General features: G+C 68.4%; 20 protein-coding genes. 9 read left to right on the top strand and 11 right to left on the bottom strand.

Features of this window, described 5'->3' with window-relative positions:
• Positions 1-38: 38 nt before the first annotated feature.
• Positions 39-1,205 carry an acyltransferase family protein gene (locus ACFVV0_RS09115; protein ID WP_387061347.1) on the bottom strand — a complete coding sequence of 389 codons (1,167 nt, stop codon included), beginning with the start codon at positions 1,203-1,205 and terminating at the stop codon, positions 39-41.
• A gap of 309 nt (positions 1,206-1,514) precedes the next feature.
• On the opposite strand from ACFVV0_RS09115, the gene ACFVV0_RS09120 reads away from it, so the two are divergent.
• Positions 1,515-1,763 carry a WhiB family transcriptional regulator gene (locus tag ACFVV0_RS09120; protein ID WP_018190103.1) on the top strand — a complete coding sequence of 83 codons (249 nt, stop codon included), beginning with the start codon at positions 1,515-1,517 and terminating at the stop codon, positions 1,761-1,763.
• Between the two features lie 122 nt (positions 1,764-1,885).
• Here ACFVV0_RS09120 and ACFVV0_RS09125 read toward each other — a convergent pair whose 3' ends face one another.
• Entirely contained in the window at positions 1,886-3,379 is a 1,494-nt protein-coding gene (locus tag ACFVV0_RS09125; RefSeq protein ID WP_387061350.1) for a sensor histidine kinase, read from the bottom strand.
• Between the two features lie 186 nt (positions 3,380-3,565).
• Between ACFVV0_RS09125 and ACFVV0_RS09130 the strand changes: the two genes are divergently transcribed.
• Entirely contained in the window at positions 3,566-4,084 is a 519-nt protein-coding gene (locus ACFVV0_RS09130; protein WP_387061354.1) for an Rv3235 family protein, read from the top strand.
• An 81-nt stretch (positions 4,085-4,165) separates the two neighbouring features.
• Here ACFVV0_RS09130 and secA read toward each other — a convergent pair whose 3' ends face one another.
• The 6 genes from secA to mtrA all read right to left on the bottom strand — a co-directional run bounded on the left by secA (position 4,166) and on the right by mtrA (position 12,847).
• Positions 4,166-6,970 (bottom strand): preprotein translocase subunit SecA, encoded by a 2,805-nt coding sequence (gene secA, locus ACFVV0_RS09135; protein ID WP_387061356.1) that lies wholly within the window; start codon positions 6,968-6,970, stop codon positions 4,166-4,168.
• 149 nt (positions 6,971-7,119) lie between these two features.
• Positions 7,120-7,824, bottom strand: coding sequence for a ribosome hibernation-promoting factor, HPF/YfiA family (gene hpf / locus ACFVV0_RS09140; RefSeq protein WP_387061360.1), 705 nt, complete (start codon positions 7,822-7,824; stop codon positions 7,120-7,122).
• The gene (locus ACFVV0_RS09145; protein ID WP_387061363.1) at positions 7,784-8,677 is read right to left on the bottom strand and encodes a ComF family protein; all 894 of its coding nucleotides are present in this window, start codon (positions 8,675-8,677) and stop codon (positions 7,784-7,786) included. The genes hpf and ACFVV0_RS09145 overlap by 41 nt, the downstream gene beginning before the upstream one ends.
• 102 nt (positions 8,678-8,779) lie before the next feature.
• Positions 8,780-10,513: a GerMN domain-containing protein gene (locus ACFVV0_RS09150; protein ID WP_387061366.1), complete on the bottom strand. Its 1,734-nt coding sequence runs from the start codon at positions 10,511-10,513 to the stop codon at positions 8,780-8,782.
• Complete coding sequence (gene mtrB / locus ACFVV0_RS09155; protein ID WP_387061369.1) at positions 10,510-12,150, bottom strand: MtrAB system histidine kinase MtrB; 1,641 nt, start codon at positions 12,148-12,150, stop codon at positions 10,510-10,512. Before mtrB ends, ACFVV0_RS09150 begins: the two co-directional genes overlap by 4 nt.
• A gap of 13 nt (positions 12,151-12,163) precedes the next feature.
• Entirely contained in the window at positions 12,164-12,847 is a 684-nt protein-coding gene (gene mtrA / locus ACFVV0_RS09160) for an MtrAB system response regulator MtrA (RefSeq protein ID WP_387061372.1), read from the bottom strand.
• 186 nt (positions 12,848-13,033) lie between these two features.
• Here mtrA and ACFVV0_RS09165 point away from each other — a divergent pair, with 186 nt between their 5' ends.
• Genes ACFVV0_RS09165 through ACFVV0_RS09185 form a run of 5 tightly spaced genes read left to right on the top strand, consistent with a single transcriptional unit; the run spans position 13,034 to position 18,591 of the window.
• Positions 13,034-14,242, top strand: a complete 1,209-nt coding sequence (locus ACFVV0_RS09165; protein WP_387061375.1) for a hypothetical protein — start codon at positions 13,034-13,036, stop codon at positions 14,240-14,242.
• Positions 14,243-14,250: 8 nt separating this feature from the next.
• Positions 14,251-14,898: a DUF4129 domain-containing protein gene (locus ACFVV0_RS09170; protein ID WP_387061378.1), complete on the top strand. Its 648-nt coding sequence runs from the start codon at positions 14,251-14,253 to the stop codon at positions 14,896-14,898.
• A complete protein-coding gene (locus tag ACFVV0_RS09175) occupies positions 14,895-16,193 on the top strand; it encodes a DUF4350 domain-containing protein (RefSeq protein WP_387061381.1) in 1,299 nt (432 codons plus the stop codon). The genes ACFVV0_RS09170 and ACFVV0_RS09175 overlap by 4 nt, the downstream gene beginning before the upstream one ends.
• Complete coding sequence (locus ACFVV0_RS09180; protein ID WP_387061383.1) at positions 16,190-17,251, top strand: AAA family ATPase; 1,062 nt, start codon at positions 16,190-16,192, stop codon at positions 17,249-17,251. The genes ACFVV0_RS09175 and ACFVV0_RS09180 overlap by 4 nt, the downstream gene beginning before the upstream one ends.
• A gap of 8 nt (positions 17,252-17,259) precedes the next feature.
• Complete coding sequence (locus ACFVV0_RS09185; RefSeq protein ID WP_387061386.1) at positions 17,260-18,591, top strand: DUF58 domain-containing protein; 1,332 nt, start codon at positions 17,260-17,262, stop codon at positions 18,589-18,591.
• A 27-nt stretch (positions 18,592-18,618) separates the two neighbouring features.
• Here the strand turns inward: ACFVV0_RS09185 and ACFVV0_RS09190 are convergent, their stop codons facing one another.
• Positions 18,619-19,614, bottom strand: coding sequence for a stage II sporulation protein M (locus ACFVV0_RS09190; protein WP_387061389.1), 996 nt, complete (start codon positions 19,612-19,614; stop codon positions 18,619-18,621).
• A 17-nt stretch (positions 19,615-19,631) separates the two neighbouring features.
• Here ACFVV0_RS09190 and ACFVV0_RS09195 point away from each other — a divergent pair, with 17 nt between their 5' ends.
• Both ACFVV0_RS09195 and ACFVV0_RS09200 read left to right on the top strand, forming a co-directional pair.
• Complete coding sequence (locus ACFVV0_RS09195; RefSeq protein WP_387061392.1) at positions 19,632-20,471, top strand: RDD family protein; 840 nt, start codon at positions 19,632-19,634, stop codon at positions 20,469-20,471.
• A gap of 2 nt (positions 20,472-20,473) precedes the next feature.
• Complete coding sequence (locus ACFVV0_RS09200) at positions 20,474-21,400, top strand: cyclase family protein (protein ID WP_387061395.1); 927 nt, start codon at positions 20,474-20,476, stop codon at positions 21,398-21,400.
• Between the two features lie 4 nt (positions 21,401-21,404).
• On the opposite strand, the gene ACFVV0_RS09205 is transcribed toward ACFVV0_RS09200, so the two are convergent.
• Positions 21,405-21,956 carry a GNAT family N-acetyltransferase gene (locus ACFVV0_RS09205; protein ID WP_387061398.1) on the bottom strand — a complete coding sequence of 184 codons (552 nt, stop codon included), beginning with the start codon at positions 21,954-21,956 and terminating at the stop codon, positions 21,405-21,407.
• Complete coding sequence (ahcY, locus tag ACFVV0_RS09210) at positions 21,956-23,446, bottom strand: adenosylhomocysteinase (RefSeq protein WP_387061401.1); 1,491 nt, start codon at positions 23,444-23,446, stop codon at positions 21,956-21,958. Before ahcY ends, ACFVV0_RS09205 begins: the two co-directional genes overlap by 1 nt.
• Between the last annotated feature and the right edge of the window lie 56 nt (positions 23,447-23,502).

Raw genomic sequence — 23,502 nt, forward strand, 5'->3', positions numbered from 1 at the left:
ATTCCGACATTGTAGGGCTGTCAGACGCTCGCGACCGGCTAGCTCTCGACCGGCGTCGCGACGGCGCCGGTGGTCGCCGGACGGACGCCACGCGAATTCACTCGGGCTCGAGCCCACTCGCGGATCGGCGTCTCGATGAATCGCCACGAGGCCAGTGCCAGCACTGCGGTGACCAGGAACGAGACACCGACCCGCACGGTCTGCGGCGCCGGGAAGACGGGCATCGACGCGAGCACGACGTAGTGCCAGAGGTAGAAGCCGTAGGAGAGATTGCGTCCGGGCCAGGCCAGCCAGCGAACAGCGAGCACACGAGCGAGCAGACTTCGTCCATTGGTTGCAAGCCCGCCGATGAGTATCGCCGCCAGGAGCCCTGTGACAACGAATCCGTAGACGTGGTGGTAGGCGAGCCACCCGGGAGTCAGCGTCCGGTACGGGAAGAACAGTGCGATCCAAGCCAGTACGGCGCCCGCGGGCCACATGGCCCACTTCGTGAATCGCTGGATGAAGCGCGCCGCCGCCGGCGATCCCACGAGAGCGAGTGCCAGGGCGCATCCGAACAGGAGCTGATCGGCACGGGTGTCGAGACTGTTCGTCACCCGGTTCGCGCCGAGGCCACCGTCCCAGAGGAGGATTCGCATGGCGAGGGGCACGAAGGCCAGGATCAGCGTGCAGACGGCGGCCTTGCCGATGGGCATGAACCGCAGCAGCACGAGAACGAGCACGGGCCACACGAGGTAGAACTGCTCCTCCACACCGAGCGTCCAGGTGTGTCCGAGCGGGCTGGCCGTCAGAACATCGATCGGCGTGGCGGCCCTGACGATGTTCTCCGCGTAGATGGCGGACCAGATCGAGTCGATGGCGCCGTTGCGATACAGGAGATCGTGCCGGAAGATCGCGATGACCGCGACCGCGGCGCAGACGGCGAGAAGCGCGGGCCACAGCCGGGCGAGCCGCAGGAAGTAGAACCTGCCGAGGCGGATCTTCTTCGTCACCGTCCACTCGCGCAGCAGGAGCAGGGTGATGACGAAGCCGCTGAGCACGAAGAACACGTCGACGCCCACCTCGCCGCCGAGCATCCTGTCACCGAAGGCGTGGAAGGCGAATACGGCGATCACGGCGAACACGCGAAGACCGTCCAGAGGCTGGAGGCGCGATACGAGGATGTTGGTCACAGGCTCCGGCACGCGCATGATCATATCGGCCATTCGGGCACCCGTTCGCATTTGCGAATCCGACGGCGGGATGCGCGTGCTCGGCGATCAGACGCCGGATAGTACATCCGGATGGTTACGGGGATGTAAAGCCAGTGCCACACCGCGACAAACGCACGGCACTTTCTCATACAAAACTATTGATTCGAGTTAACTGCTATGGGAGCATATTTGGGGTCGAGTTAGCGCTCACAGGGTCGTGGGCAGGTCTATTCCCCAAGGATCATTGAACCCTGTAGCTCGACTGCTTACCACGCATTCTAGGCCGATCGGCCATGCACACAGCAATTAAGGAGCACCTCCATGGACTGGCGCGATAAAGCTGCCTGCCTCACAGCGGACCCCGAACTGTTTTTCCCGGTCGGGAACACAGGACCCGCCGTCGACCAGATCGACAAGGCCAAGGCCGTCTGCGCCCGGTGCACCGTCACGGAGATCTGCCTGCAGTATGCCCTCGAGACCGGCCAGGACTCGGGCGTCTGGGGCGGCCTCTCCGAAGACGAGCGTCGCGCCCTCAAGCGTCGCGCCGCTCGCGCCCGTCGCGCCTCCTAAGCCCACACCTCCCCCACCGGGGACAGTCACAGCGCAGCTATGGCGCTTCCGAGGCCTCTGCAGCTCCCTCACACACCTAGCGCCGGAGGGAGCGCAGGGGAATCTCGGGCACGACGAAGCCCTCAGGCCTTCGTCAGATAGCGCAGCGGAACCTCGATGGTGACCTCGGTTCCCTGCCCCATCATTGTGTGCCAGTCGATCGTGCCGCCGAGTTCGCCCTGAATGAGCGTGCGGACGATCTGCGTGCCGAGCCCGCTCCCCACTTTGCCCTCCGGCAGCCCGGAGCCGTTGTCGACCACTTTGACCGTGAGGGACTCCTCGGATCGGTCGGCGATGATCTCGACCTGACCCTCCCGGCCTGCGAGCCCGTGCTCCACCGCGTTCGTGACGAGCTCGGTGAGCGCGAGAGCGAGCGGGGTCGCGTACTCGCTGGGCAGCGATCCGAAGCTGCCGGACGACTTGGGATGCACGGTCGTGTTGTGACTGGATGCGACCTCGGCGACCAGGAGCAGCACACGATCGAACACATCGTCGAAGTCCACGATCTGCGCCAGACCGGTCGAGAGCGTGTCGTGGACGACGGCGATCGCGGCGACCCGGCGCATGGCCTGGCTGAGCGCCTCGCGAGCCTCTTCGGAGTGGGTTCTGCGGGCTTGGATGCGCAGCAGTGAAGCGACAGTCTGCAGGTTGTTCTTCACTCTGTGATGGATCTCACGGATGGTCGCATCCTTGGTGATGAGCTCCCGTTCCTGGTGGCGCAGCTCGCTCACGTCGCGGCAGAGCACGATCGCACCCACCCGCTCCCCGCGATTGCGGATCGGGATGGCGCGGAGCGAGACGGTGACGCCGCGCGCTTCGATATCGGTGCGCCACGGGGCGCGGCCGGTCACGACGAGCGGCAGGGACTCGTCCACGGTCATCCGGCCGGTCAGGAGCCGGGTGGTGACAGTGGCGAGGGACTCCCCCTCCAGCTCGTCGGTGAATCCCATCCGGTTGAACGCCGACAGGGCGTTCGGGCTCGCGAATGTGGTCGTCCCGTCGACGTCGAGCCGGATCAGACCATCCGAGGCCCGGGGGGCGCCGCGCCGCGGACCGGTCGGGGCGCCGAGGTCGGGAAAGTCTCCCGTGGCGATCATGTTGAAGAGGTCGTTCGCGCAGTCGTTGAACGTGAGTTCCTGACGACTGGGTGTGCGCGCCTCACTCAGGTTGGTGTGTCTCGTGATCACCGCGACAGGCAGCTCCGCCGTCTGCTGCGAGTTGACGTTGAGCCGGCGGATGACCGGCACGGCACGCACTCTGGTCGGGGTCTCCTCGAACCAGTCCGGTGCGGAGGTGTCGATGATCTGCTTCGTCTCGTACGCTTCAGTGACCTGCTGCTGCCATTCGGCCTTGATCCGCTGGCCGACGAAGTCCCGGTAGAACAGGGTGGCAGCGCTGGACGGTCGCGCATGCGCAACTGCGACGAAGCCGTCGTCGGCGGTCGGCACCCAGAGCACGATGTCGGCGAAGGCGAGGTCGGCGAGGAGCTGCCAATCGCCGACCAGCCCGTGCAGCCATTCGACATCGGCCTCCGAAGAACGGCCCTGGGCAAGCACGAGATCACTGAGCGTCGACACGGGCTCTAGTCTAGGCAGATCCGTGAACTGATGACGAAAGTTATCCACACCGCGTTGGTGCCCTGGACACTCCGTGTCTCCCCCTGATTGAGTAGCTGCCACGCGACGTCCGACAGGAGCGGGGTGGTTCCACGACGTCGGCCAAGACTGCCGCGGCGCGGCATTTGAAATGAGGGGGAACTTTCGATGAGCACAGCACTCGAGCTCGACCACGGCACCCGTACCGTGAGGCAGGTGGCCTCCGCTGCGGGGCCCGTGAAGTCGACGCAACGCCGTTTCCGGCACGTCACGCCTCCACCGCATGCGGCCGGGGATGCGGACCGGTCGGTCCTCGACTTCGACTTCCGCGTGAGCCGGTCCGGCGACCTCGTCGATCCCGCTCCGCTGCTGATCAATCTCGCGCGGTGCGTGACCGAGGTGATCGCCGGCGTGAGATCGCTCGATCAGGTCGCCCGTTGGGTTTCCGACGACGTGTACACGACCCTGCTGCGCCGGGTCACCATCGCCGCGCGCTCACGGGCGATCACCGGCGGCCAGGCTCGGCGGCCGCGTCTCTCGATCGGCAGCCCGATGGTCACCCACCCCCGAGAGGGCGTGGTCGAAGCCGTCGTCATGGTGCATCAGCGATCTCGTTCCCGGGCCGTTGCGATCAGGCTGGAGGCTCTCGACGATCGCTGGCGCGCCAGTGCCATCACCGTGCTCTAGGCGCAACCGATCGGTGGGCCCGGCGCCACCTGTGGCCGCCCCGAATGGGACGGCCACAGGTGGTCACACGGTGTCGGGCGGCTAGCGCTTCTTGCCCTGCGCCCGGCGCTCAGCGCGGTTGGTCGGCGCCGGCTCGTCCCCTTCGATCTTCTGACCGAATGCGCCACGCTGGGTCGCGCCCTGTGCGGGCGGTGCTGCGGGCACGGCCTGCTGCTGAGCAGCACGCTGGGCGCGAGCCGTCGCCGCCTGTTCGATCTGCCCGCGCTGGTTGCGCACCTCGACGCCACCGTCGTCGCTCGGAGCCGAGTAGCTGAGCCCGGTGTCGCTCTGACCGCGGCCGAGCCCCTTGGCCGCGACGTTGGGCACCTCGACCTCGCCGGGAGCCTGGTTGACTTCGACTTCGAGGTTGAACAGGAAGCCGACCGTCTCCTCGCGGATGGAGCCCATCATCTGCTGGAACATGGCGTAGCCCTCACGCTGGTACTCGACCAGCGGGTCGCGCTGAGCCATCGCTCGCAGGCCGATGCCGTCCTTCAGGTAGTCCATCTCGTAGAGGTGGTCGCGCCAACGGCGGTCGATCACCGAAAGGACGACCCGCCGCTCGAGCTCGCGCATGGCGGGTGCGCCCAGCGACTCCTCGCGGTGCTGGTAGGCGATCCGGGCGTCCGACAGGATCTCACGCCGCATGAAGTCGCGATTGATCTTGCCCTTGTTGCCGGCCTCCGTGATGACCTCGTCGATCGTCACACCCACCGGGTACAGAGTCTTCAGCTCGCCCCAGAGCGCGTCGAAGTCCCAGTCGTCGCCGTTGCCATCACCGGTGTGGGCGTCCAGGATGTCATCGATCACGGCGGTGAGGAACTGCTGCGTGCGCTCGTGCAGATCGTCGCCCTCGAGAATGTGGCGTCGGTCGCCGTAGATCGCTTCGCGCTGACGATTGAGGACGTCGTCGTACTTGAGAACGTTCTTGCGGATCTCGGCGTTGCGTGCCTCGACCTGCGACTGGGCACTCCGGATGGCGCGGCTCACGACCTTGGACTCGATCGCCAGGTCGTCGGGCACGTTTCCGCGGCCCATCAGGCTCTCCGCCGCGCCGGCGTTGAACAGGCGCATGAGGTCGTCGGTCAGGGACAGGTAGAACCGGCTCTCGCCGGGGTCGCCCTGACGTCCGGAGCGACCACGGAGCTGGTTGTCGATACGACGCGACTCGTGCCGCTCCGTACCGAGCACGTAGAGACCGCCGGCGGCGACGACCTTGTCGGCCTCCTCCTGCACCTTCTCCTTGACCGCAGTGAAGACGTCGTCCCACGCGGCCTCGTACTCGTCCGGCGTATCCACCGGGGACAGCCCACGGGCGTTCATCTCGGCGACGGCGAGGAACTCGGCGTTGCCGCCGAGCATGATGTCGGTTCCACGGCCGGCCATGTTGGTGGCGACGGTGACGGATCCGAGGCGTCCGGCCTGCGCGACGATCGCAGCTTCGCGAGCGTGGTTCTTCGCGTTCAGGACCTCGTGGCGCACGCCCTTCTTGGCGAGCAGACGCGACAGGTATTCGCTCTTCTCGACGCTCGTCGTACCGACGAGGACGGGCTGGCCGTCCTCGTGACGCTTCGCGATGTCCTCGACCACCTGCGCGAACTTCGCCTGCTCGTTCTTGTAGACGAGGTCGGCCTGGTCTTTGCGCTGCATCGGCTTGTTGGTGGGGATGGGGACCACACCGAGCTTGTACGTGCTCATGAACTCGGCGGCCTCGGTCTCGGCGGTACCGGTCATGCCGGAGAGCTTCTTGTAGAGGCGGAAGTAGTTCTGCAGCGTGACCGTTGCGAGGGTCTGGTTCTCGGCCTTGACCTCGACACCCTCCTTGGCCTCGATGGCCTGGTGGATGCCCTCGTTGTAGCGGCGACCCATCAGGATGCGTCCTGTGTGCTCGTCGACGATGAGGACTTCGCCGTTCATCACGACGTAGTCCTTGTCGCGCTTGAACAGTGCGTTGGCCTTGATGGCGTTGTTGAGGAACGAGATGAGCGGTGTGTTCGCCGACTCGTACAGGTTGTCGATGCCGAGGTAGTCCTCGACCTTCTCGATGCCCGGCTCCAGAACGCCGACGGTGCGCTTCTTCTCATCGACCTCGAAGTCGACGTCGGGCTCGAGACGCTTTGCGAGGCTCGCGAACTCGTTGAACCAGCGGTTCGCCTCGCCGGAAGACGGGCCGGAGATGATCAGCGGGGTGCGCGCCTCGTCGATGAGGATCGAGTCCACCTCGTCGACGATCGCGAAGAAGTGGCCGCGCTGCACCATGTCGCTCGCCTGCCACGCCATGTTGTCGCGCAGGTAGTCGAAGCCGAACTCGTTGTTCGTGCCGTACGTGATGTCGGCCGCGTACTGCTCACGACGCTCCTCCGGAGTCTGACCGGCGAGGATCACACCGGTGGACATGCCGAGCGCGCGGAACACGCGGCCCATCAGCTCCGACTGGTAGCTCGCGAGGTAGTCGTTCACGGTGATGACGTGCACGCCACGGCTGGCGATCGCGTTCAGGTAGGCGGCGGTGGTGGCGACCAGGGTCTTGCCCTCACCGGTCTTCATCTCGGCGATGTTGCCGAGGTGCAGTGCGGCGCCGCCCATGATCTGCACGTCGAAGTGACGCATCCCGAGGGTCCGTTTGGCGGCTTCGCGCACCGCCGCGAAGGCCTCCGGCAGCAGATCGTCGAGGGACTCGCCGTTGCTGTAGCGCTCGCGCAGCTCGACCGTCTCGTGCATCAGCTCTTCATCGGTCAGTTCGCTGAAGTCGTCTTCGAGCGCGTTCACGGCTTTGGCGTATGCCTCCAGCCGACGGAGGGTGCGGCCCTCGCCGACGCGGAGAACCTTTTCCAGTACTGAGGCCACCTATGCACTCCACTTGGTCTGTTCAGGCGACGATCGCCCGTGTCGAAACTCTCCCATGCTAGTCGGTTCAGCGGGTGCTTTCCTGAGAGCGCAAGTCGATGGATGCCGCCGCCTGGGCGACATCCATCGACACTGCGGATGCTGCTGTTCTAGCTGCCGAGCTTGCGGCTCGCGGTCGCGACCTCCTGCAGTTCCTCGGCCTCCTCGTCGAGCGAGATCACACCGTAGTCCCAGCCTTTGCGGCGGTAGACGACGCTCGGCCGCTCGGTGTCGTGATCGATGAAGAGGTAGAAGTCGTGGCCGACCAGCTCCATGTAGTACAGGGCGTCGTCGACGCTCATCGGCACAGAGGCGAACACCTTCGTACGGATGACGACGGGGCAGTAGTCGTCGTCCGCCTCAGGAGCCGCAGCGGACTCGTCGGAGACCACGGGGATGCTCCCCGTGCGAACCTGGTCGAGCACAGCGACCGGGGCCGCCGCGATCCCGACAGCGCTGAACCCGTCGGTGCTCGCTTCGCGGAGCGACGTGGGCCGCCGCTGACCGCGGTGCACCTTCCGTCGATCCTTCGCGCGGCGCACGCGTTCGAGGAGCTTCTGGATCGCGACGTCGAATGCCGCGTACTTGTCCGCTCCTGTCGCCTCCGCGCGCACGACAGCACCGGGTCCGACGAGGGTGAGTTCGACGCGATCGTTGCCGATCTGAGTGCCGAGTTTCTCGCTGTGACGGCTCACTTTGATCTCGAACGAGATAGCTCGTTCGGCGAGATGTGAGACCTTTGCGGTTTTCTCTGTCGCGTATTCGCGGAACCGATCAGTGATGTCCAGGTTTCGTCCGACGATGTTGATGTCCATTCCGACCTCCCTGATCTGACGTGTCTCTCGCCCGAATCACGAAGGGCGGGTCATCCACGCCTTTTCGACTACCGTAGTGCCGTCTCGCGTCGAAGTGAACAGGCAAACGCGGTGGATCTGCGGGACGTTCGCTGTGCGAATCCCCCGCCTGCCTGTGAGCTCGCCGAAGCGCGGTGTGGGCGATTGCGGCGGCGCCGACCACGATGCCGCCAACGTCCTCGATCGCTCGCGCCGCTTCGCGCACGGTGGCCCCGGATGTGACGATGTCGTCGACGATGAGGCACGAGCGGGCGGCCAGTTTCGGTGACGCGACGAGGGATCCGGCGCGGTTGCGCATCCGCTGCTCGCCGGTCAGCCCGGCCTGGTCGGATCCCTGCCTGGTGAGCCGCAGAGCACGCCGCACCGCGCGGGGACTCAGTCCCGCTCGCCGGAGCACCGCGGCGGTGGGGTGGTAGCCGCGTCTGCGGAAGGCGGCCCGGGTGGACGGGATCGTGACCAGCACGACTCCCCCGGCACGGGACGGCGGCGGCACGGCGGTGAGAGCCGCGGCGACGGATGCCCGGAGCGCCCGGGCCAGCGGTGCCACCGCATCCGTTCGCCCACCGTCTTTGTATGCGATCAGCACCGCGCGAGCCACACCTGAGTAGTCGAGCGACGCCCAGACCGGCGGTCCCGCTCCGGCGTCACGCACCGGCACCGGCCGTGGTGAGAGGGCGGTCACGCAGCGCGGACAGAGTGAACGGTCGGCGCGGCCGCACCCGCTGCAGGACACCGGCAGGAGCACGGCGAACGCGTCGAGCACGGCTTCGCGAACGAGTGGAGCGGCGATTCTCAGGATGCTGGCTGGGGTCACATGTCGAGGCTCCGGCAATCCCGAGCATCGGTGCACTACCGTCGACGATCGGTGGAGAACCGCCTCGAACGCACGCCTGTGGAGGGGGAAACGAGGAGCGGACTACGGCTGCCCCAGCTGCACGGCGACCGCTCCGACCTTGTCGGCCTGCGCCTGCCAGCCCGTTCCCGTCGGCGCCTGCAGCGAACCGCCAGACGTGAGCACGAGGTAACGCGAGAGACCGCCCGCGCCGACGATGGTGACACCGCCGCTCGGGCCGGCCGTCGACGTCAGCTGGCCGCCGATGGTCTGCTCGGCGATCGAACTCCCGTCGTCGCCCGTTGAGCTCAGGACCGCGACGCCGAGCTCACCCGTCCAGGTGACCGACTGCGGGGTCCCCGGGCCGAGCGCGAGTTCGAGCGGCTCGCTGAGAGCGGTCGGCAGCCCGTTCTCTCCCCGGGTGATCCCCACGGCCACGAGCGAGTATGAGGCGCCCGATTGAAGGACGGCGACGAGTCGTGTGCCGTCGCGTGAGACCGCGAACGAGAGGATGCGCGTGGCTCCCGGCCAATCGGTCTTCACCGCGTGCGGCGCGCCATCCTGGCCGAACACCTGCAGTGCGCCGGGCGCCGAGGACGGCACCGACCAGAGCCAGCCGTCATTGTCGATGGCCGGCGCGATCAGGTCGGGCCGCGAGTCGACCTTGAGCGCTTCGGAGTTCTTGCGCACGAAGTACGCCGAATGCTGCGAGAGCACAGCGGCCTGGTCGCGGGCCGCGTCCAAGGCGACGGCGGCCGGCTGCAGCGCGACGATCCGGTCGCTGAGGCCGCTCAGGTCGGTGACGGTCGTTCCGCTCAGCAGCCCGAAAGCACCGGAACGGTAGACGATCGGATGCGAGTCGACCGGCGGATCCTGGATCGGCGCGTTCGCGGCGCTGAGCGGTGACACCTGCTGCACACTGCCCTCGATCGAGAGCTGCACGGACTGGGCCAACGTGCCGAGGCTCAGTTCCAGCTGGAGCTGCATCCGCTGCATGGTGAGGGAATCGGCGCGTCCGGCCTCGGAGCTGAGGTCGACTCGCGCCTCGCCACCCTCCGTGGTCACGGCGGGAACCGAGAGCTCGGTGCCCTGCGGGAAGGCACTCGACACCGCACCGGCCAGCCACTTCGACGGTCCCGTGAGCACGGCCTTGGTGGCGCGGGTGGCCGCGCTCGCGACGCGGGCGGGGAACCAGCGCGCATCCGGAACCATGTAGTGGAAGTCGGGGCTGAAGAAGTAGATCGTCTGCTGCGAGTAGACGGCGCGGAAGGTGGGGTCGTCGATCACGACGCCGTTGGGCGCCGCGGCGATCCGCCACTCGCCGGCCTCTTTGCGCAGCTGATATCCCAGGGTGACCGGGGCCTTCGTGGCGACCGGATGGTACGCACCGCCGCTGTCGACATTGGCCACCGGTATCACGTCGAGGGTCCACTGGTTGCCGTCGTTCTCGAGCGTGCGACTGCGTCCGTCGTCGACGGTGACCGACTCATCCGGGTTCCAGCTCGCCGACATACTCGCGGTGAGGTACTCGCGGGCGATCTCGAATCCGTTCTTCGGGCTGGAGGCGGCGTCGATGAACCCTTGCACGATCCGCTGCGGCGATGCGCCCTTTTCGGGCGGCGACGGGTTGAAGTCGAGGTCGAGCGGATCGGTGACCTGAGCGATCGGTGCACCCTGGCGCACCGGTCCCGACTCCGGGATGCTCGCGCACGCAGCGAGAGTGGTCAGCAGCAGGGCCGCCAGTCCACCCGTGAGGATGCGCGCGACCCGGCCCCGACGGATCGATGGACGGCGGGTCGGTAGTCTGCGAGCGCTCATGTGCGGGCCTCCGTCTCGGCTCCGAGAGCGGACTCGGCCTGCGCGTCCGTCGCCCCGGCGTCGAACGGCGGGAGCGGCAGCGGCGAGGAGGCGATCTCGCGTCCGATCACTCTCGGCAAGGTGAGCCGGAAACACGAACCGGCGCCCGGGGCGGACCACACCTGCAGCCAGCCCGCGTGCAGGGTCGCGTCTTCGAGGGAGATGGCGAGACCGAGGCCCGTTCCTCCGATCGTGCGCTTGCGCGAAGGGTCCGCCCGCCAGAACCGGTCGAAGACGTGGTTGACCTCTTGCTGGCTCATCCCGAGCCCGTAGTCGCGCACGGTGAGCGCGACCGCGCTCTCATTGCTGTCGACGGTGACGATCACCGGTTTGCCCTCGCCGTGCTCGATGGCGTTGCCCAGGAGGTTTCGCACGACGCGGCGGATGCGGCGCGGATCCATGGCGACGTCGAAGTAGCCGCCGGGGGCGTCGAGCCGGAGTTCGGAGCCGTTCTGGTCGGCCAGCGTCCTCATCTCGTCGACTGTGTCGTCGGCCAGGCGGACGAGATTGGTGGGCTCGGGCTCGAGAGCCACGGATCCGGCGTCGTACCGGCTGATCTCGAGCAGATCCGAGAGCAGGCGGTCGAATCGCTCGATCTGCGTGTGCAGCAGTTCGGCCGTGCGCTCCGTCGCCGGAGGGAAGCTCTCGCGCTGGTCGTAGATGACATCGCCCGCGAGCCGGATGGTCGTCAGGGGCGTCCGCAACTCGTGGGACACATCCGACACGAAGCGCTGCTGCAGTTGGGAGAGGGTTGCGAGCTGGTTGATCTGGCTCTGAAGGCTGTCGGCCATCCCGTTGAAGGATCGCGCCAGAGAGGCGAAGACGTCTTCACCCCGCTCGGGGATGCGCACCGCGAGATCCCCCGCGGCCAGTCGCTCGCTCGTCTCGGCGGCGACCCGGATGGGCTGCACGACGAATCGCACGATCACCCAGGTGATGGCGCCGACGAGCAGGATGAGGGCGAGCCCCGCGAGCGCGAGCGTGTTCTGGACGAACACGAGCGTGTTCTCGGCGTCGCGCAGGTTGTAGCCGATGTACAGCTCGTAGTGCCCGTAGCTCGGGAGGGTCAGCTGAGTACCGACGACGAGACCGGGATCGGTGTTGCCGTCTGTGCCGGGGAGGGCGACCGACTGGTAGAACTGCTTCGTTCCGCCCTTCTGCACCTCAGCGCGCAGTTCGCTGGAGATGACGTCGTTCAGGCCCGGGCTCGACCTGTCCGGCGGCGACGGCGTGGCCGCATCCTGGCCCGGCACCCGGTACGCAGCGATGAGGCGGCTGGACGTGGCCGACTGCACATCCTGCAGGGCGGAGTTCAGGAGATTTCGGCCCGCATCGCCTGTGGAGGCGTCGGAGGCGTTCAGCGTGGACTGCGCCGTCGTCGTCGCGCGGCTCGAGTCGCGCAGAGCCTGATCGAGCCTCGACTGGTAGAGGTCGTTGCTGATGCTGAGCGACATGTAGACGCCCGTCACAAGGATGGCGGCTCCGGTCAGCAACAGCGTGATCGCGACCGTGCGCACCTGCAGCGAGGTGCGCCAGAGCCGCGTCAGCCGCGGCGGCACCTGCCGCCACCACTCGCCGTCCATCCACCGGTACCGCATCGTCGAACTCGCGCTAGGTGACGGCGCCGGCACGGTAGCCGACGCCGCGCACCGTCATGACGATCTTGGGGTTGTCCGGATCCTGCTCGACCTTCGCCCGCAGGCGCTGAACGTGCACGTTGACCAGCCGGGTGTCGGCCTTGTAGTGGTAGCCCCAGACCTGCTCGAGCAGCATCTCGCGGGTGAATACCTGCTGCGGCTTGGAGGCGAGTGCGAGCAGGAGGTCGAATTCCAGCGGGGTGAGGTTGATGCGCGCATCCCCGCGCTTCACTTCGTGGCCGGCGACGTCGACGACGAGGTCGCCGATGCGCAGCAGCTCGGCGGCGGGGGCCGCGGATGCGGGCCGCAGCCGCGTGCGGATGCGCGCGACGAGCTCCTTCGGGTTGAACGGCTTCACCATGTAGTCGTCGGCGCCGGACTCCAGGCCCTTCACAACGTCGGCGGTGTCGGATTTCGCGGTCAGCATGATCACGGGAGTACCGGATTCGGCACGGATGCGCGCACAGACCTCGATACCGTCGAGACCGGGAAGCATCAGGTCGAGAAGCACCAGATCGGGCTTGGCGGAACGGAAGGTGTCGACGGCGAGCGCGCCGTCTTCGCAGAAGACCGGATCGAAACCCTCGGTTCGCAGCACGATGCCGATCATCTCGGCGAGCGCGGTGTCGTCGTCGACAACCAGGATGCGACTGTTCATGTCCCCGTTTCCCACAACCCGTTCCCCGCGGCATGCGACGCGGATGTCTGGCATAACAGTAGCCGAGACACCTGCGCTCCCCATGGATGCAAGCCAAAAGTGCCCTGTGGGTGGGACAGTGCCCTCGGCGCGGATGTGCCAGCATGGGTGGACTACGCACCGCGCGCGGGGAGTGAGGAGCACGGCGTGACCGACGAACAGAACTGGCAGGCGCCGGGGACGCAGCCGCCCGCACCGGGCGCGCCTCAGCCTGCTGCCGGTACGCCCCCGCCTCCCCCGCAGGCACCCTACGGCTACGGCCAGCAGCCGGGCTACTACTACGGCCAGCAACCCGGTTGGACTCCTCCACCGAAGCCCGGTCTCATCCCGCTGCGTCCGCTGAGCTTCGGGACCTTGATCGGCGCTCCCTTCCAGGCGCTGCGACGCAACCCCAAGATCACGGTCGGCGCGGCACTGCTGATCCAGACCATCCCCTCGATCGTCGTCAGCCTGCTGCTCGTCGGCGGCGCAGTGCTGCTCGTGAGTCGCATCGCCACCGCCGACAGCAGCGACCAGGCCGCCATCACGGCGGGCGCGATCGGGGGCTCGATCGTGCTCGGCCTGCTCGCCGCCGTCGTCTCCGCGATCTCCAGCGCCCTGTTGCAGGGGGTCGTCGTCGGCGAGGTCGCACGCGGGACGGTGGGCGAGAAGTTGTCGTTCCGCAGTCTCTGGCACCTGGTGAAGGGCCGCATCGGGGCCTTGATCGGCTGGACCTTCCTGCTCGCCCTCGGCTGGACGCTGGCTGTCGTGCTCGTCGTGCTGGTCGCCGTCGCGTTGTTCGCGCTCGGCGGCGGCCCGGGAATCGGCGGCGGCATCGCCGTCGTGATCTTCGGCGGTCTCGGACTCGCTGCCCTGGCGATCTGGCTGAACACCAAGCTCGTGATGGTCCCGAGCGCGCTCGTCCTCGAGCGCCTCAGCCTCCGGCGGGCTGTCGTCCGGTCGTGGAATCTCTCCAGTGGCTACTTCTGGAAGACCTTCGGCATCATCGCCTTGATCGCTGTGATCGTCTACGCGGTCGTGCAGATCATCTCGATCCCGTTCAGCATCCTCGGCGGTCTGCTCGGCGGGATCTTCGCGCCGACCTCCGTCTCGACCGGGGATCCGTCCGCGTTCTCGCAGCTGATCGTCTCGCAACTGGGGGTCAACATCCTCGCCAGCATCGTCGGAGCGATCGTCGGCGCCGTCATGTCGGTCGTGCAGACCGCGACCGTCGCCCTCCTCTACATCGACCTCAGGATGCGCAAAGAAGGACTCGACCTGGAGCTCGTCCGCTTCGTGGAAGCCCGGCAATCCGGTCGCACGGATGTTCGCGACCCCTACCTTCCGCCCGTCCAGCCCTCCCCGCCATCCGTATGACCTTTTCGATGGTCGGAGTCGTGCCGGTCGACGTTCCCGTCGATCCGAGCTCTCCGGAAGCACAACGCTGGATCGTCGGCGAGCTCGCCAAACCCGAGTATCAGGCGGCGAAACCGACGTGGTTCGACATCGCCTCGAAGGCTGTGCTCGACTGGCTCGACTCGCTGTTCCAAGGTCCGGGGGGCAGTGCCGGACCGGTTCTGCTGGCGGTCATCGTGCTGCTCGTCGCGGGACTGATCGTCGCCGCGTTCTTCATCTTCGGCCGGCCTCGTCTCAACCGACGCGGAGCGAAGGACCGGTCCGTGTTCGGCTCCGACGACACGCGCACGGCATCCGAGCTGCGCGCCTCCGCGGCAGCCGCCGCGCGTCTGAGCGATTGGGTCGTCGCCATCGAAGAGCTTTTCCGCGCCATCGCTCAGGGCCTGGACGAGCGGACGATCGTGACCGTCACGCCGGGCACGACCGCGGCGGAGTTTGCCAATCTCGCCGCCGCCGCACTCCCTCACGAACGTGAGCGGCTCATCGCGGCGGCCCGCGTCTTCGACGGAGTCCGCTACCTCGATCGGCCCGGCACCGAATCCCAGTACCAACAGCTCGTCGCACTCGACACGAGCATCCAGCAGTCGAAGTCCGAACCGATAGCGGTGCTCGCGTGACCGGCACACTCGACGGCACGACCACCCGCCCGGGTCACGGCACCGGCACCGAGTCCGGCCCCAGCGCCGAGGCGACCGCGATCACCCCCACGGTCAGACAGGCCGGCAGACGCAGCATTCCCTGGATCGTCCTAGCGGTGATCGCAGTGCTCGTGGCCCTGGTCGGCATCCTGTTCTCCGGCCGGGCCGTGAACGTCGGGACTCCCCTCGACCTGGCGAACCCCGGTCCCGTCGGCTCGCAGGCCGTCGTCGAGGTGCTCCGGCAGCAGGGCGTCGGGGTCTTCGGAGCCAGCACGCTCGACGAGGTGCGCGGCCACGCCACCGACGACACGACCGTGCTCGTCTACGACCCGGACGGCAACCTCGACGCGGACGGCTACGACTCGCTGACGTCGGTGGCCTCGACGATCGTGGTCGTCGAACCCGGATTCCGCACCCTGGAACAGCTCGCGCCCGGCGTGGATGCGGCGGGCCGGCCCTCCGGCTCCGGCGTCCTCGCCGCCGGCTGCTCCGTTCCCGCCGCCGTCGCAGCGGGGCGGATCGATCCGCATCCGACGGGCAACACCGAGGGCGCCACCGTTCCGGGAACGTTCCGACTCGGTGACTCGGGTGCCACCGGATGCTTCCGCTCGAGCACAGGGCAGTACTCGCTCGTCGAGTCCACCGTCGAGGGGCGCACGGTGTTCCTGCTCGGCTCGGCGAGCATCCTGATGAACGACGGTGCGGCCCGTTCCGGCAACGCGGCGCTCGCGTTCAACCTCCTCGGGGAGCACCGCACACTCGTCTGGTACCTGCCCAGCGTGCTCGACCGTCCGGTCACGGGGCCGCCCGACCTCTCGGCGCTCACGCCCGGCTGGGTGACGCCGGTCGTCATCCTGCTCATCGTCGTCGCCATCGCGGCGGCATTCTGGCGGGGCCGTCGATTCGGCCCGCTCGTCATCGAGAACCTGCCGGTCGTCGTGCGCGCCGGCGAGACCCGCGAGGGCCGCGCCCGGCTCTATCAGCGCTCGTCAGCCAGGCTGCGCGCCGCCGACTCGCTCCGCATCGGGTCCCTGGGCCGCCTCGCGGGACTCGCGGGCCTGCCGCAGGCGGCGACGACGACGGAGATCGCGGACGCTGTCGCCGCCATCACCGGTCGCGAACGAACCGCCATCCGCGGCCTCCTCCTCGACGACGTGCCGGGCACGGATGCGCAACTGATCGCCCTCTCAGACCACTTGGCGGAGCTCGAACGAGCCACCGCGGCAGCCGTCTCCCCCACCACGGGCGGACCGACCGGAAGAATGGATGCATGACAGACCTGACCACCGGAACAACACCGGGCTCCGACGGCTCCGGCGGCTTCGACGCCGCCACGCCCACTCCAACGACCCCGACCCCGGCGGCAGCAGCCGCTCCGGGCTCGGCTGAGCTGCGCCAGGCGCTGAGCCGGGTGCGCAGCGAGGTCGGCAAGGCGGTGGTCGGCCAGGACGGTGCGGTCTCCGGCCTGATCATCGCGTTGCTGACGCGCGGACACGTGCTGCTCGAGGGTGTGCCGGGCGTCGCCAAGACCCTGCTCGTGCGTTCGCTGAGCCACGCGCTGAGCCTCGATACCAAGCGCATCCAGTTCACCCCCGACCTGATGCCAGGCGATGTGACCGGTTCGCTGGTCTACGACGGGCAGACGGGCCGATTCGAGTTCCGCGAGGGGCCGGTGTTCACGAACATCCTGCTCGCCGACGAGATCAACCGCACGCCCCCGAAGACGCAGTCGGCCCTGCTCGAGGCGATGGAGGAGCGTCAGGTGAGCGTCGACGGCGTCAGCCGGCCGCTCCCCGACCCGTTCATCGTCGCGGCGACCCAGAACCCGATCGAGTACGAGGGCACGTATGCACTCCCCGAGGCTCAGCTCGACCGCTTCCTGCTGAAGCTCACGCTCGACGTTCCCGAGCGCGACTCCGAGGTGGAGGTGCTGCGCCGGCACGCCGCAGGGTTCAACCCGCGCGATCTGGCCGGGGCGGGCGTCACGCCGGTGCTCGGCGCGGCCGACCTCGAAGCCGCACGGGTCGCCACCGCTTCGGTCGGAGCGACGGCGGATGTGCTCGCCTACATCGTCGACCTCGCCCGGGCGACCAGGTCGAGCCCATCGGTCAAGCTCGGCGTGAGCCCGCGTGGCACCACGGCGCTCCTCGCCGCCGCGAAGGCCTGGGCGTGGCTCTCCGGATACGAGTCGATCACGCCCGACCACGTTCAGGCCATGCTGCTGCCGGTCTGGCGGCACCGTGTGCAGCTGCGACCGGAGGCCGAACTGGAGGGGGTCGGCGTCGACGCCATCCTGCGGTCGATCGTTCAGCAGGTTCAGGTTCCGATCTAGGCCGCGCCGTGACCGTCTCCGGCCGATTCGTCGCTCTCCTGGCCCTGGGCATCATCCCGGTGGTGCTGCTGGGCGCGCACGAGGGCACGGCCTATCTCGCGCTCGGCGGGTGGATCGTGCTGTGCGTTCTGCTCGGCCTTCTCGACCTGCTGCTCGCCGCATCCCCTCGTCGTGTCATCCTGGAGCGCCGGCTGCCCGCTCGCGTGCGGTTGGGAGCCGAAGCGGTGAGCGAACTGCTCGTCACGAACACGGGCACGCGCACGATCCGCGGCGGGCTGCGGGATGCGTGGGAGCCGTCCGCCGGCCTCGATCGCCCTCGCCGGCCCCTGACGGTGCCGCCCGGGGAGCGGCGCCGGATCACGGGAACGCTCACCCCGTGGCGGCGGGGCGAGCGCCGGGTCGCCGAGGTCACCATCCGGGCGTGGGGGCCGCTGGGACTGTGGGGGCGCCAGGCGACGCTGAGTGCGCCGGGGGCCGTCCGTGTACTGCCTCCGTTCGCCGCCCGCAAGCACCTGCCTTCGCGACTGGCCCGGTTGCGCGAGCTCGACGGGATGACCAGCGTGCAGCTGCGTGGCCAGGGCACCGAATTCGACTCCCTGCGCGAGTACGTGCGCGGGGACGACGTGCGTTCGATCGACTGGCGGGCGACCGCACGGCGGCACGACCCGACCTCCGGCAGCGGTGCCCGCGTGATGGTGCGCACCTGGCGTCCGGAACGCGACAGACGCGTCATCCTGGTGATCGACACGGCGCGGACCTCAGCGGCTCGCATCGAGAACGAGCCCCGCATCGACACCGCATTCGAGTCGGCGCTGCTGCTCGCCGCCCTCGCGAGCAGGGCGGGCGACCGCGTCGATCTGCTCGCCTACGACCGGACCGTGCGCGGCCGGGTGCAGGGCGCGACCGGGGGCGACCTGCTCGCCCGCATGGTCGATGTAATGGCCGGACTGGAACCCGCCCTGATCGAGATGGACTGGACCGCCGTGCCCACGCAGGTGGCGGGCATCACGAGCCAGCGCTCACTCGTCGTGCTGCTGACATCGATCGAAGCTCCCGGCGCCTCCCGCGGGCTTCTCTCGGTGCTGCCGCAGCTGGCGAAGAAGCACACGGTCGTCGTCGCATCCGTCACCGACCCGGAGACCATTCGCGCCACCGGGCAGCGTGCGAACCGCGACGGCGTGTACCGAGCGGCGGCGGCAGAGCGCTCCCTGCTGGATGTCGCCCGGGTGACCGCGGCGATCCAGCGATCGGGCGCGGATGTGGTCACGGGCTCCCCCGCCGACCTTCCGCCCGCTCTCAGCGACCGCTACCTTGCGCTGAAGGCCGCCGGACGGCTCTGAGCCGCAGCGCGACACCGGGCGTGGACGTCAGCCTGCGACCACGCGACGGGAGCCCGCCTCGAACTCGCTGAGGTCGCCGGTCTCACCGGCGCGCACGGCTCGACGGCCGAGGACGAGCATGTAGGCGAGGAACGCCGCCAGGGCGAGTGCGCCGATGGAGATCTTCAGCCAGACCGGGAGGGACGACGGGGTGACGAAACCCTCGATCAGTCCGGAGACGAACAGCGTGATCGCGCAGCCGATGGCCACGGTGAACAGGGCTCGGCCGTCTTCGGCGAGCGCCTGGGCGCGCGTTCGGGCGCCGGGCGCGATCCACGCCCAGAAGATGCGCAGCCCGGCGGCGGCGGCCACGAAGACGCTGGTCAGCTCGAGCAGACCGTGGGGCAGGATGTACGAGAACAGGACGTCGCCGCGGCCGTAGGCGAACATGACGCCGGCCGCCGTTCCGACACCGATCGCGTTCTGGATCAGAACGTACGGCACGTACACACCGGTGATGCCGAACGCGATGCACTGCGCGGCGATCCACGCGTTATTGGTCCAGACCTGGCCGGAGAACGATGCGGCCGGGTTGTTCGAGTAGTAGTCGATGAAATCGTGTTCGACGTACTGGCGCAGCTGCGCGTCCTGACCGAGGTTGGCCAGCACATCCGGGTTGCCCGCGATCCACACCGCGTAGAGGGTCGAGACCACGATCGTGCCCAGGGCGACCGCCAGCACGATCCACCGGATGCGGTACAGCGCGGCCGGCAGCTGCAGCACGAAGAACTGCGGGATCTGCGAGAACAGGTTGGCCCCGGCGCCGGTGAACCGGAGTCTGGCGCCCGCGAGCGCGACCGACAGCCGGTCGCCCGTGGCCGTCGAACCCGCGAGGGTCTTGATGGCCGACAGATCCGTGGCGCCCGACTGGTAGAGGTCGATCAGTTCGTCCGCTTCGCGGCCGTCGAGACGCCGTCGTTTCGCCAGCTGGGCGAGCCTGTCCCAGTCGGCGCTGTGGGCTGCCGTGTATGCGTCGAGATCCATCTGCTTAGATGATAGCCATGGCCCCGGCCCCCGCCCCCTTCGAGACCTCCGGCGAACGCGAAGTCGTCACCGGCGAGGCGGTCACGCTCGACGTCAAGCCGGCCAGCTACATCCTGCGAGCCGCGGGAACGGCCATCGACTGGCTCGTCTACATGCTCGTCATGCTCGGAGCCGTCCTGTTGCTGGTCTGGACCGGAAGCGGTCTCGACGACGCCCTCGGGCGAACGCTCATCGTGCTCATCCTGGTGTTCGGGACGGTCGTGCTCCCGATGACCGTCGAACTCGCGGCTCGCGGGCGCTCCCTCGGCAAACTGGTCGTCGGCGCCCGGATCGTGCGAGACGACGGTGGGGCGATCGGTTTTCGCCACGCGTTCATCCGCGCCCTCACCGGCGTTCTCGAGATCTTCATGACCATCGGCGGCATCGCCGCCCTCACCGGTCTGCTGAACGCGCGCTCGAAGCGGCTGGGCGACCTCCTCGCCGGCACCTATAGTCAGATGGAGCGGGTGCCGAAGGTCGCGACTCCGCTCTACGGCGTGCCCCCGCACCTGGCCGCATGGGCTTCGACCGCCGACGTCGGCAGGCTGCCCGACCGCCTGTCACGCCGCATCGCGCAGTACGTACGACAGGCCGCCTACCTCACCCCCGCCGCGCGGGCGGGGCTCAGCACGGAGCTCGCTCACGAGGCCGCCGCCTTCGTCTCACCCCTGCCGCCCACCGACGCGGAGACCTTCCTCCTCGTCGTGTCCGTTCTCCGCCGCGATCGGGATGCCGCCGCTCTGAACCTGGAGCACCAGCGACTCGAGCGCCTCCGGCCGACCCTCGCCGGCCTTCCCCACGACTTCCCGGAGCGATGAGCATGCCCGACTACCGAGCCCACTTCGACGCGAGTGTCACCTTCGCGAACGGGGGCGGCCTCGAAGCGACCGCCTTCCGACTCGACCTGCCGACGGATGAGCTCGACGCGTCCCAGATCGCCGAGCTCTTCGTGCGCCACCTCGGTCTCGCGCTCGTCGGCGAGGTGCGGTTGAGCAACCTCACCATCGTCGAGGAGCAGCACCGCGGGAGCCGCGACGCCGTCGGCCCACGGCGCGGAGACGCCGCGAACGGCCGCAGGCGCCTCGTCGACCTGAGCCACCGCATCCGCGCGGGCCTCATCACCTACCCCGGACTGCCGGCGCCCGTCATCACGCCGCATCTCACGCGGGAGGACTCGCGTGCCGTATACGCTCCGGGGACCGAATTCGAGCTGGACGTCATCACGATGATCGGCAATACGGGAACCTACCTCGACAGCCCCTTCCACCGCTATGCCGACGGTGGCGATCTCGCCTCACTCGACCTGGGCACCCTCGTCGGCCTGCCCGCGGAGGTCTTCCACCTGGCGGATGCCACCACCCGCGGCATCCCTCCCGAGGTCTTCTGGGACCGGGAACTCGCCGGCACGGCCGTGCTCCTCCACACCGGGTGGGATGCGCATTTCGGCACACCCGCGTACGCCACCGGCGCTCCCTACCTCACCGAGCGCGGTGCGCGGCACCTCGTCGAGGCGGGCGTTGCGCTCGTCGGCATCGACTCGCTGAACATCGACGACACGGAGTCCGGCGGCGAGAGGCCTGCGCACTCCCTCCTGCTGGAGGCGGGCATCCACGTCGTCGAACACCTCACCGCCCTCGGCGAGGTCCCCGCCCGGGGCGCTCGTTTCACGGCGACGCCGCCCGCCGTCGAAGGTTTCGGCACGTTCCCCGTGCGCGCCTTCGCCGAGTTCGACGGGCTCGAAGCGTAGGTCGTCAGTCGTGCAGGATGCGCTGGAAGAGCACGTGATCCTGCCAGCGGCCCGCGATCTTCAAGTAGGCCGGTGCGACGCCGATCCGCTCGAAGCCGGCCCGGGTGAGCACCGTCTGCGAAGCATGGTTGTGGAGCAGGGTGGCCGCCTGAATGCGGTGCAGCCCGTAGTCGTCGCGCGCCGCCTCGATGACGGCGTTCAGTGCCCCTGAGGCCAGCCCGCGCCCGGTGTGGCCGCGGTCGAGCCAATAGCCGATCATCGCGCTCTGGAACGCACCCCGCACGATCGACGTGAGGTTCATGATGCCGGCGATGGAGTCGCCGTCCATCAGCACCAGCGGGAGCGCCGTGTCGAGCTCCCGCATGGCGAGGAATTCGCGGGCGCGCGAGAACTGCCCGGCGTCCGTGTAGAACTCCTCGGTGCGTGTCGGGTCCCACTGCGCCAGGTGGCCGCGGTTGCGGGCGTACGCTGCCGCCAGTTCCGCAGCATCCTCCTCGCGGAGCACGCGCAGCACGAGGCCCCCGGGCAGCTCCCGGTCGGCGAACTCGAGCACCATCAGTAGCGGTAGTGGTCGACCTTGTACGGGCCTTCCACGGGTACGCCGATGTACTTCGCCTGCTCGTCGGTCAGGGTGGTCAGTTCGACGCCCAGGGCGTCGAGGTGCAGGCGGGCGACCTTCTCGTCGAGGTGCTTCGGCAGCACGTAGACGCCGACCGGATACTTCTCCGGCGACACGTACAGTTCGAGTTGGGCGAGCACCTGGTTGGTGAACGAGTTGCTCATCACGAAGCTCGGATGGCCGGTGGCGTTTCCGAGGTTCATCAGCCGGCCCTCGGAGAGCACCAGGACACTGCGGCCGGTGGGGAGGCGCCACTCGTGCACCTGCGGCTTGATCTCGACCTTCTCGGCGCCCTCGAGCGTCTCGAGGGCGGCCATGTCGATCTCGTTGTCGAAATGACCGACGTTGGCGACGATGGCCTGATGCTTCATGCCGAGAATGTGGTCGACGGTGATCACGTTGAGGTTGCCGGTGCCGGTGACGAAGATGTCCACCTGGTCGACGACCGACTCGATGCGGGCGACCTGGTAGCCGTCCATCGCGGCCTGCAGCGCGTTGATCGGGTCCACCTCGCTCACGATGACCCGCGCGCCCTGGCCGCGCAGCGCCTCCGCTGCGCCCTTGCCGACGTCGCCATAGCCGGCGACGAATGCGACCTTGCCGCCGATCAGCACATCCGTCGCCCGGTTGAGGCCGTCGGGCAGCGAGTGGCGGATGCCGTACTTGTTGTCGAACTTGCTCTTGGTCACCGAGTCGTTGACGTTGATGGCGGGGAACAGCAGCTCGCCGTCGCGGAACAGCTCGTACAGGCGGTGGACGCCCGTCGTGGTCTCCTCGGTCACACCGATGATGCCGTCGGCCACCGTGGTCCAGCGATCGGTCGACTCGGCGAGCGATGCCTTCAGGGCGGCGAGGACGACACGGTATTCGTGGCTGTCGCCCGCAGCGGGCTCGGGGACGGCACCGGCGAGCTCGAATTCGCGGCCCTTGTGCACGAGCATGGTGGCGTCGCCGCCGTCGTCGAGGATGAGGTTCGGCCCGGTCCAGTCGGCTCCCGCCGCTTCGGCCTCGCCCGTCCAGTCGAAGATCCGCTGGGTGCACCACCAGTACTCTTCGAGCGTCTCGCCCTTCCACGCGAACACCGGGACGCCGGCGGGCGCTTCGGGCGTTCCGTTCGGACCGACGGCGACGGCGGCAGCCGCCTCGTCTTGCGTGGAGAAGATGTTGCAGCTCGCCCAGCGCACCTGCGCGCCGAGGGCCACGAGGGTCTCGATCAGCACGGCCGTCTGCACGGTCATGTGCAGCGAACCGGCGATGCGCGCACCCGCCAGCGGCCGGGAGGCGCCGAACTCCTCGCGGAGCGACATCAGGCCCGGCATCTCGTTCTCGGCGAGCCGGATCTGGTGGCGCCCGGCTTCGGCGAGGCCGAGGTCGGCGACTGCGAACGGATGGGCGGTGGACGTTTCAGCGACGGTGGTGGAGGCCATTGCTCCATTCTCGCATCCGCCGGCCCCTCATTCCCAAGATGACGGATTCGCGGGCG

The sequence above is a fragment of the Leifsonia sp. NPDC058230 genome (assembly GCF_042882245.1).
GTDB lineage: Bacteria > Actinomycetota > Actinomycetes > Actinomycetales > Microbacteriaceae > Leifsonia.

Bases quoted from the DNA above. Each gene is read 5' to 3' on its own strand.
- ACFVV0_RS09115 (WP_387061347.1), bottom strand. From the start codon at position 1,205: ATGGCCGATATGATCATGCGCGTGCCGGAGCCTGTGACCAACATCCTC.
- ACFVV0_RS09120 (WP_018190103.1), top strand. From the start codon at position 1,515: ATGGACTGGCGCGATAAAGCTGCCTGCCTCACAGCGGACCCCGAACTG.
- ACFVV0_RS09130 (WP_387061354.1), top strand. From the start codon at position 3,566: ATGAGCACAGCACTCGAGCTCGACCACGGCACCCGTACCGTGAGGCAG.
- hpf (WP_387061360.1), bottom strand. From the start codon at position 7,824: ATGGACATCAACATCGTCGGACGAAACCTGGACATCACTGATCGGTTC.
- ACFVV0_RS09150 (WP_387061366.1), bottom strand. From the start codon at position 10,513: ATGAGCGCTCGCAGACTACCGACCCGCCGTCCATCGATCCGTCGGGGC.
- mtrB (WP_387061369.1), bottom strand. From the start codon at position 12,150: ATGCGGTACCGGTGGATGGACGGCGAGTGGTGGCGGCAGGTGCCGCCG.
- mtrA (WP_387061372.1), bottom strand. From the start codon at position 12,847: ATGAACAGTCGCATCCTGGTTGTCGACGACGACACCGCGCTCGCCGAG.
- ACFVV0_RS09170 (WP_387061378.1), top strand. From the start codon at position 14,251: ATGGTCGGAGTCGTGCCGGTCGACGTTCCCGTCGATCCGAGCTCTCCG.
- ACFVV0_RS09180 (WP_387061383.1), top strand. From the start codon at position 16,190: ATGACAGACCTGACCACCGGAACAACACCGGGCTCCGACGGCTCCGGC.
- ACFVV0_RS09190 (WP_387061389.1), bottom strand. From the start codon at position 19,614: ATGGATCTCGACGCATACACGGCAGCCCACAGCGCCGACTGGGACAGG.
- ACFVV0_RS09195 (WP_387061392.1), top strand. From the start codon at position 19,632: ATGGCCCCGGCCCCCGCCCCCTTCGAGACCTCCGGCGAACGCGAAGTC.
- ACFVV0_RS09200 (WP_387061395.1), top strand. From the start codon at position 20,474: ATGCCCGACTACCGAGCCCACTTCGACGCGAGTGTCACCTTCGCGAAC.
- ACFVV0_RS09205 (WP_387061398.1), bottom strand. From the start codon at position 21,956: ATGGTGCTCGAGTTCGCCGACCGGGAGCTGCCCGGGGGCCTCGTGCTG.
- ahcY (WP_387061401.1), bottom strand. From the start codon at position 23,446: ATGGCCTCCACCACCGTCGCTGAAACGTCCACCGCCCATCCGTTCGCA.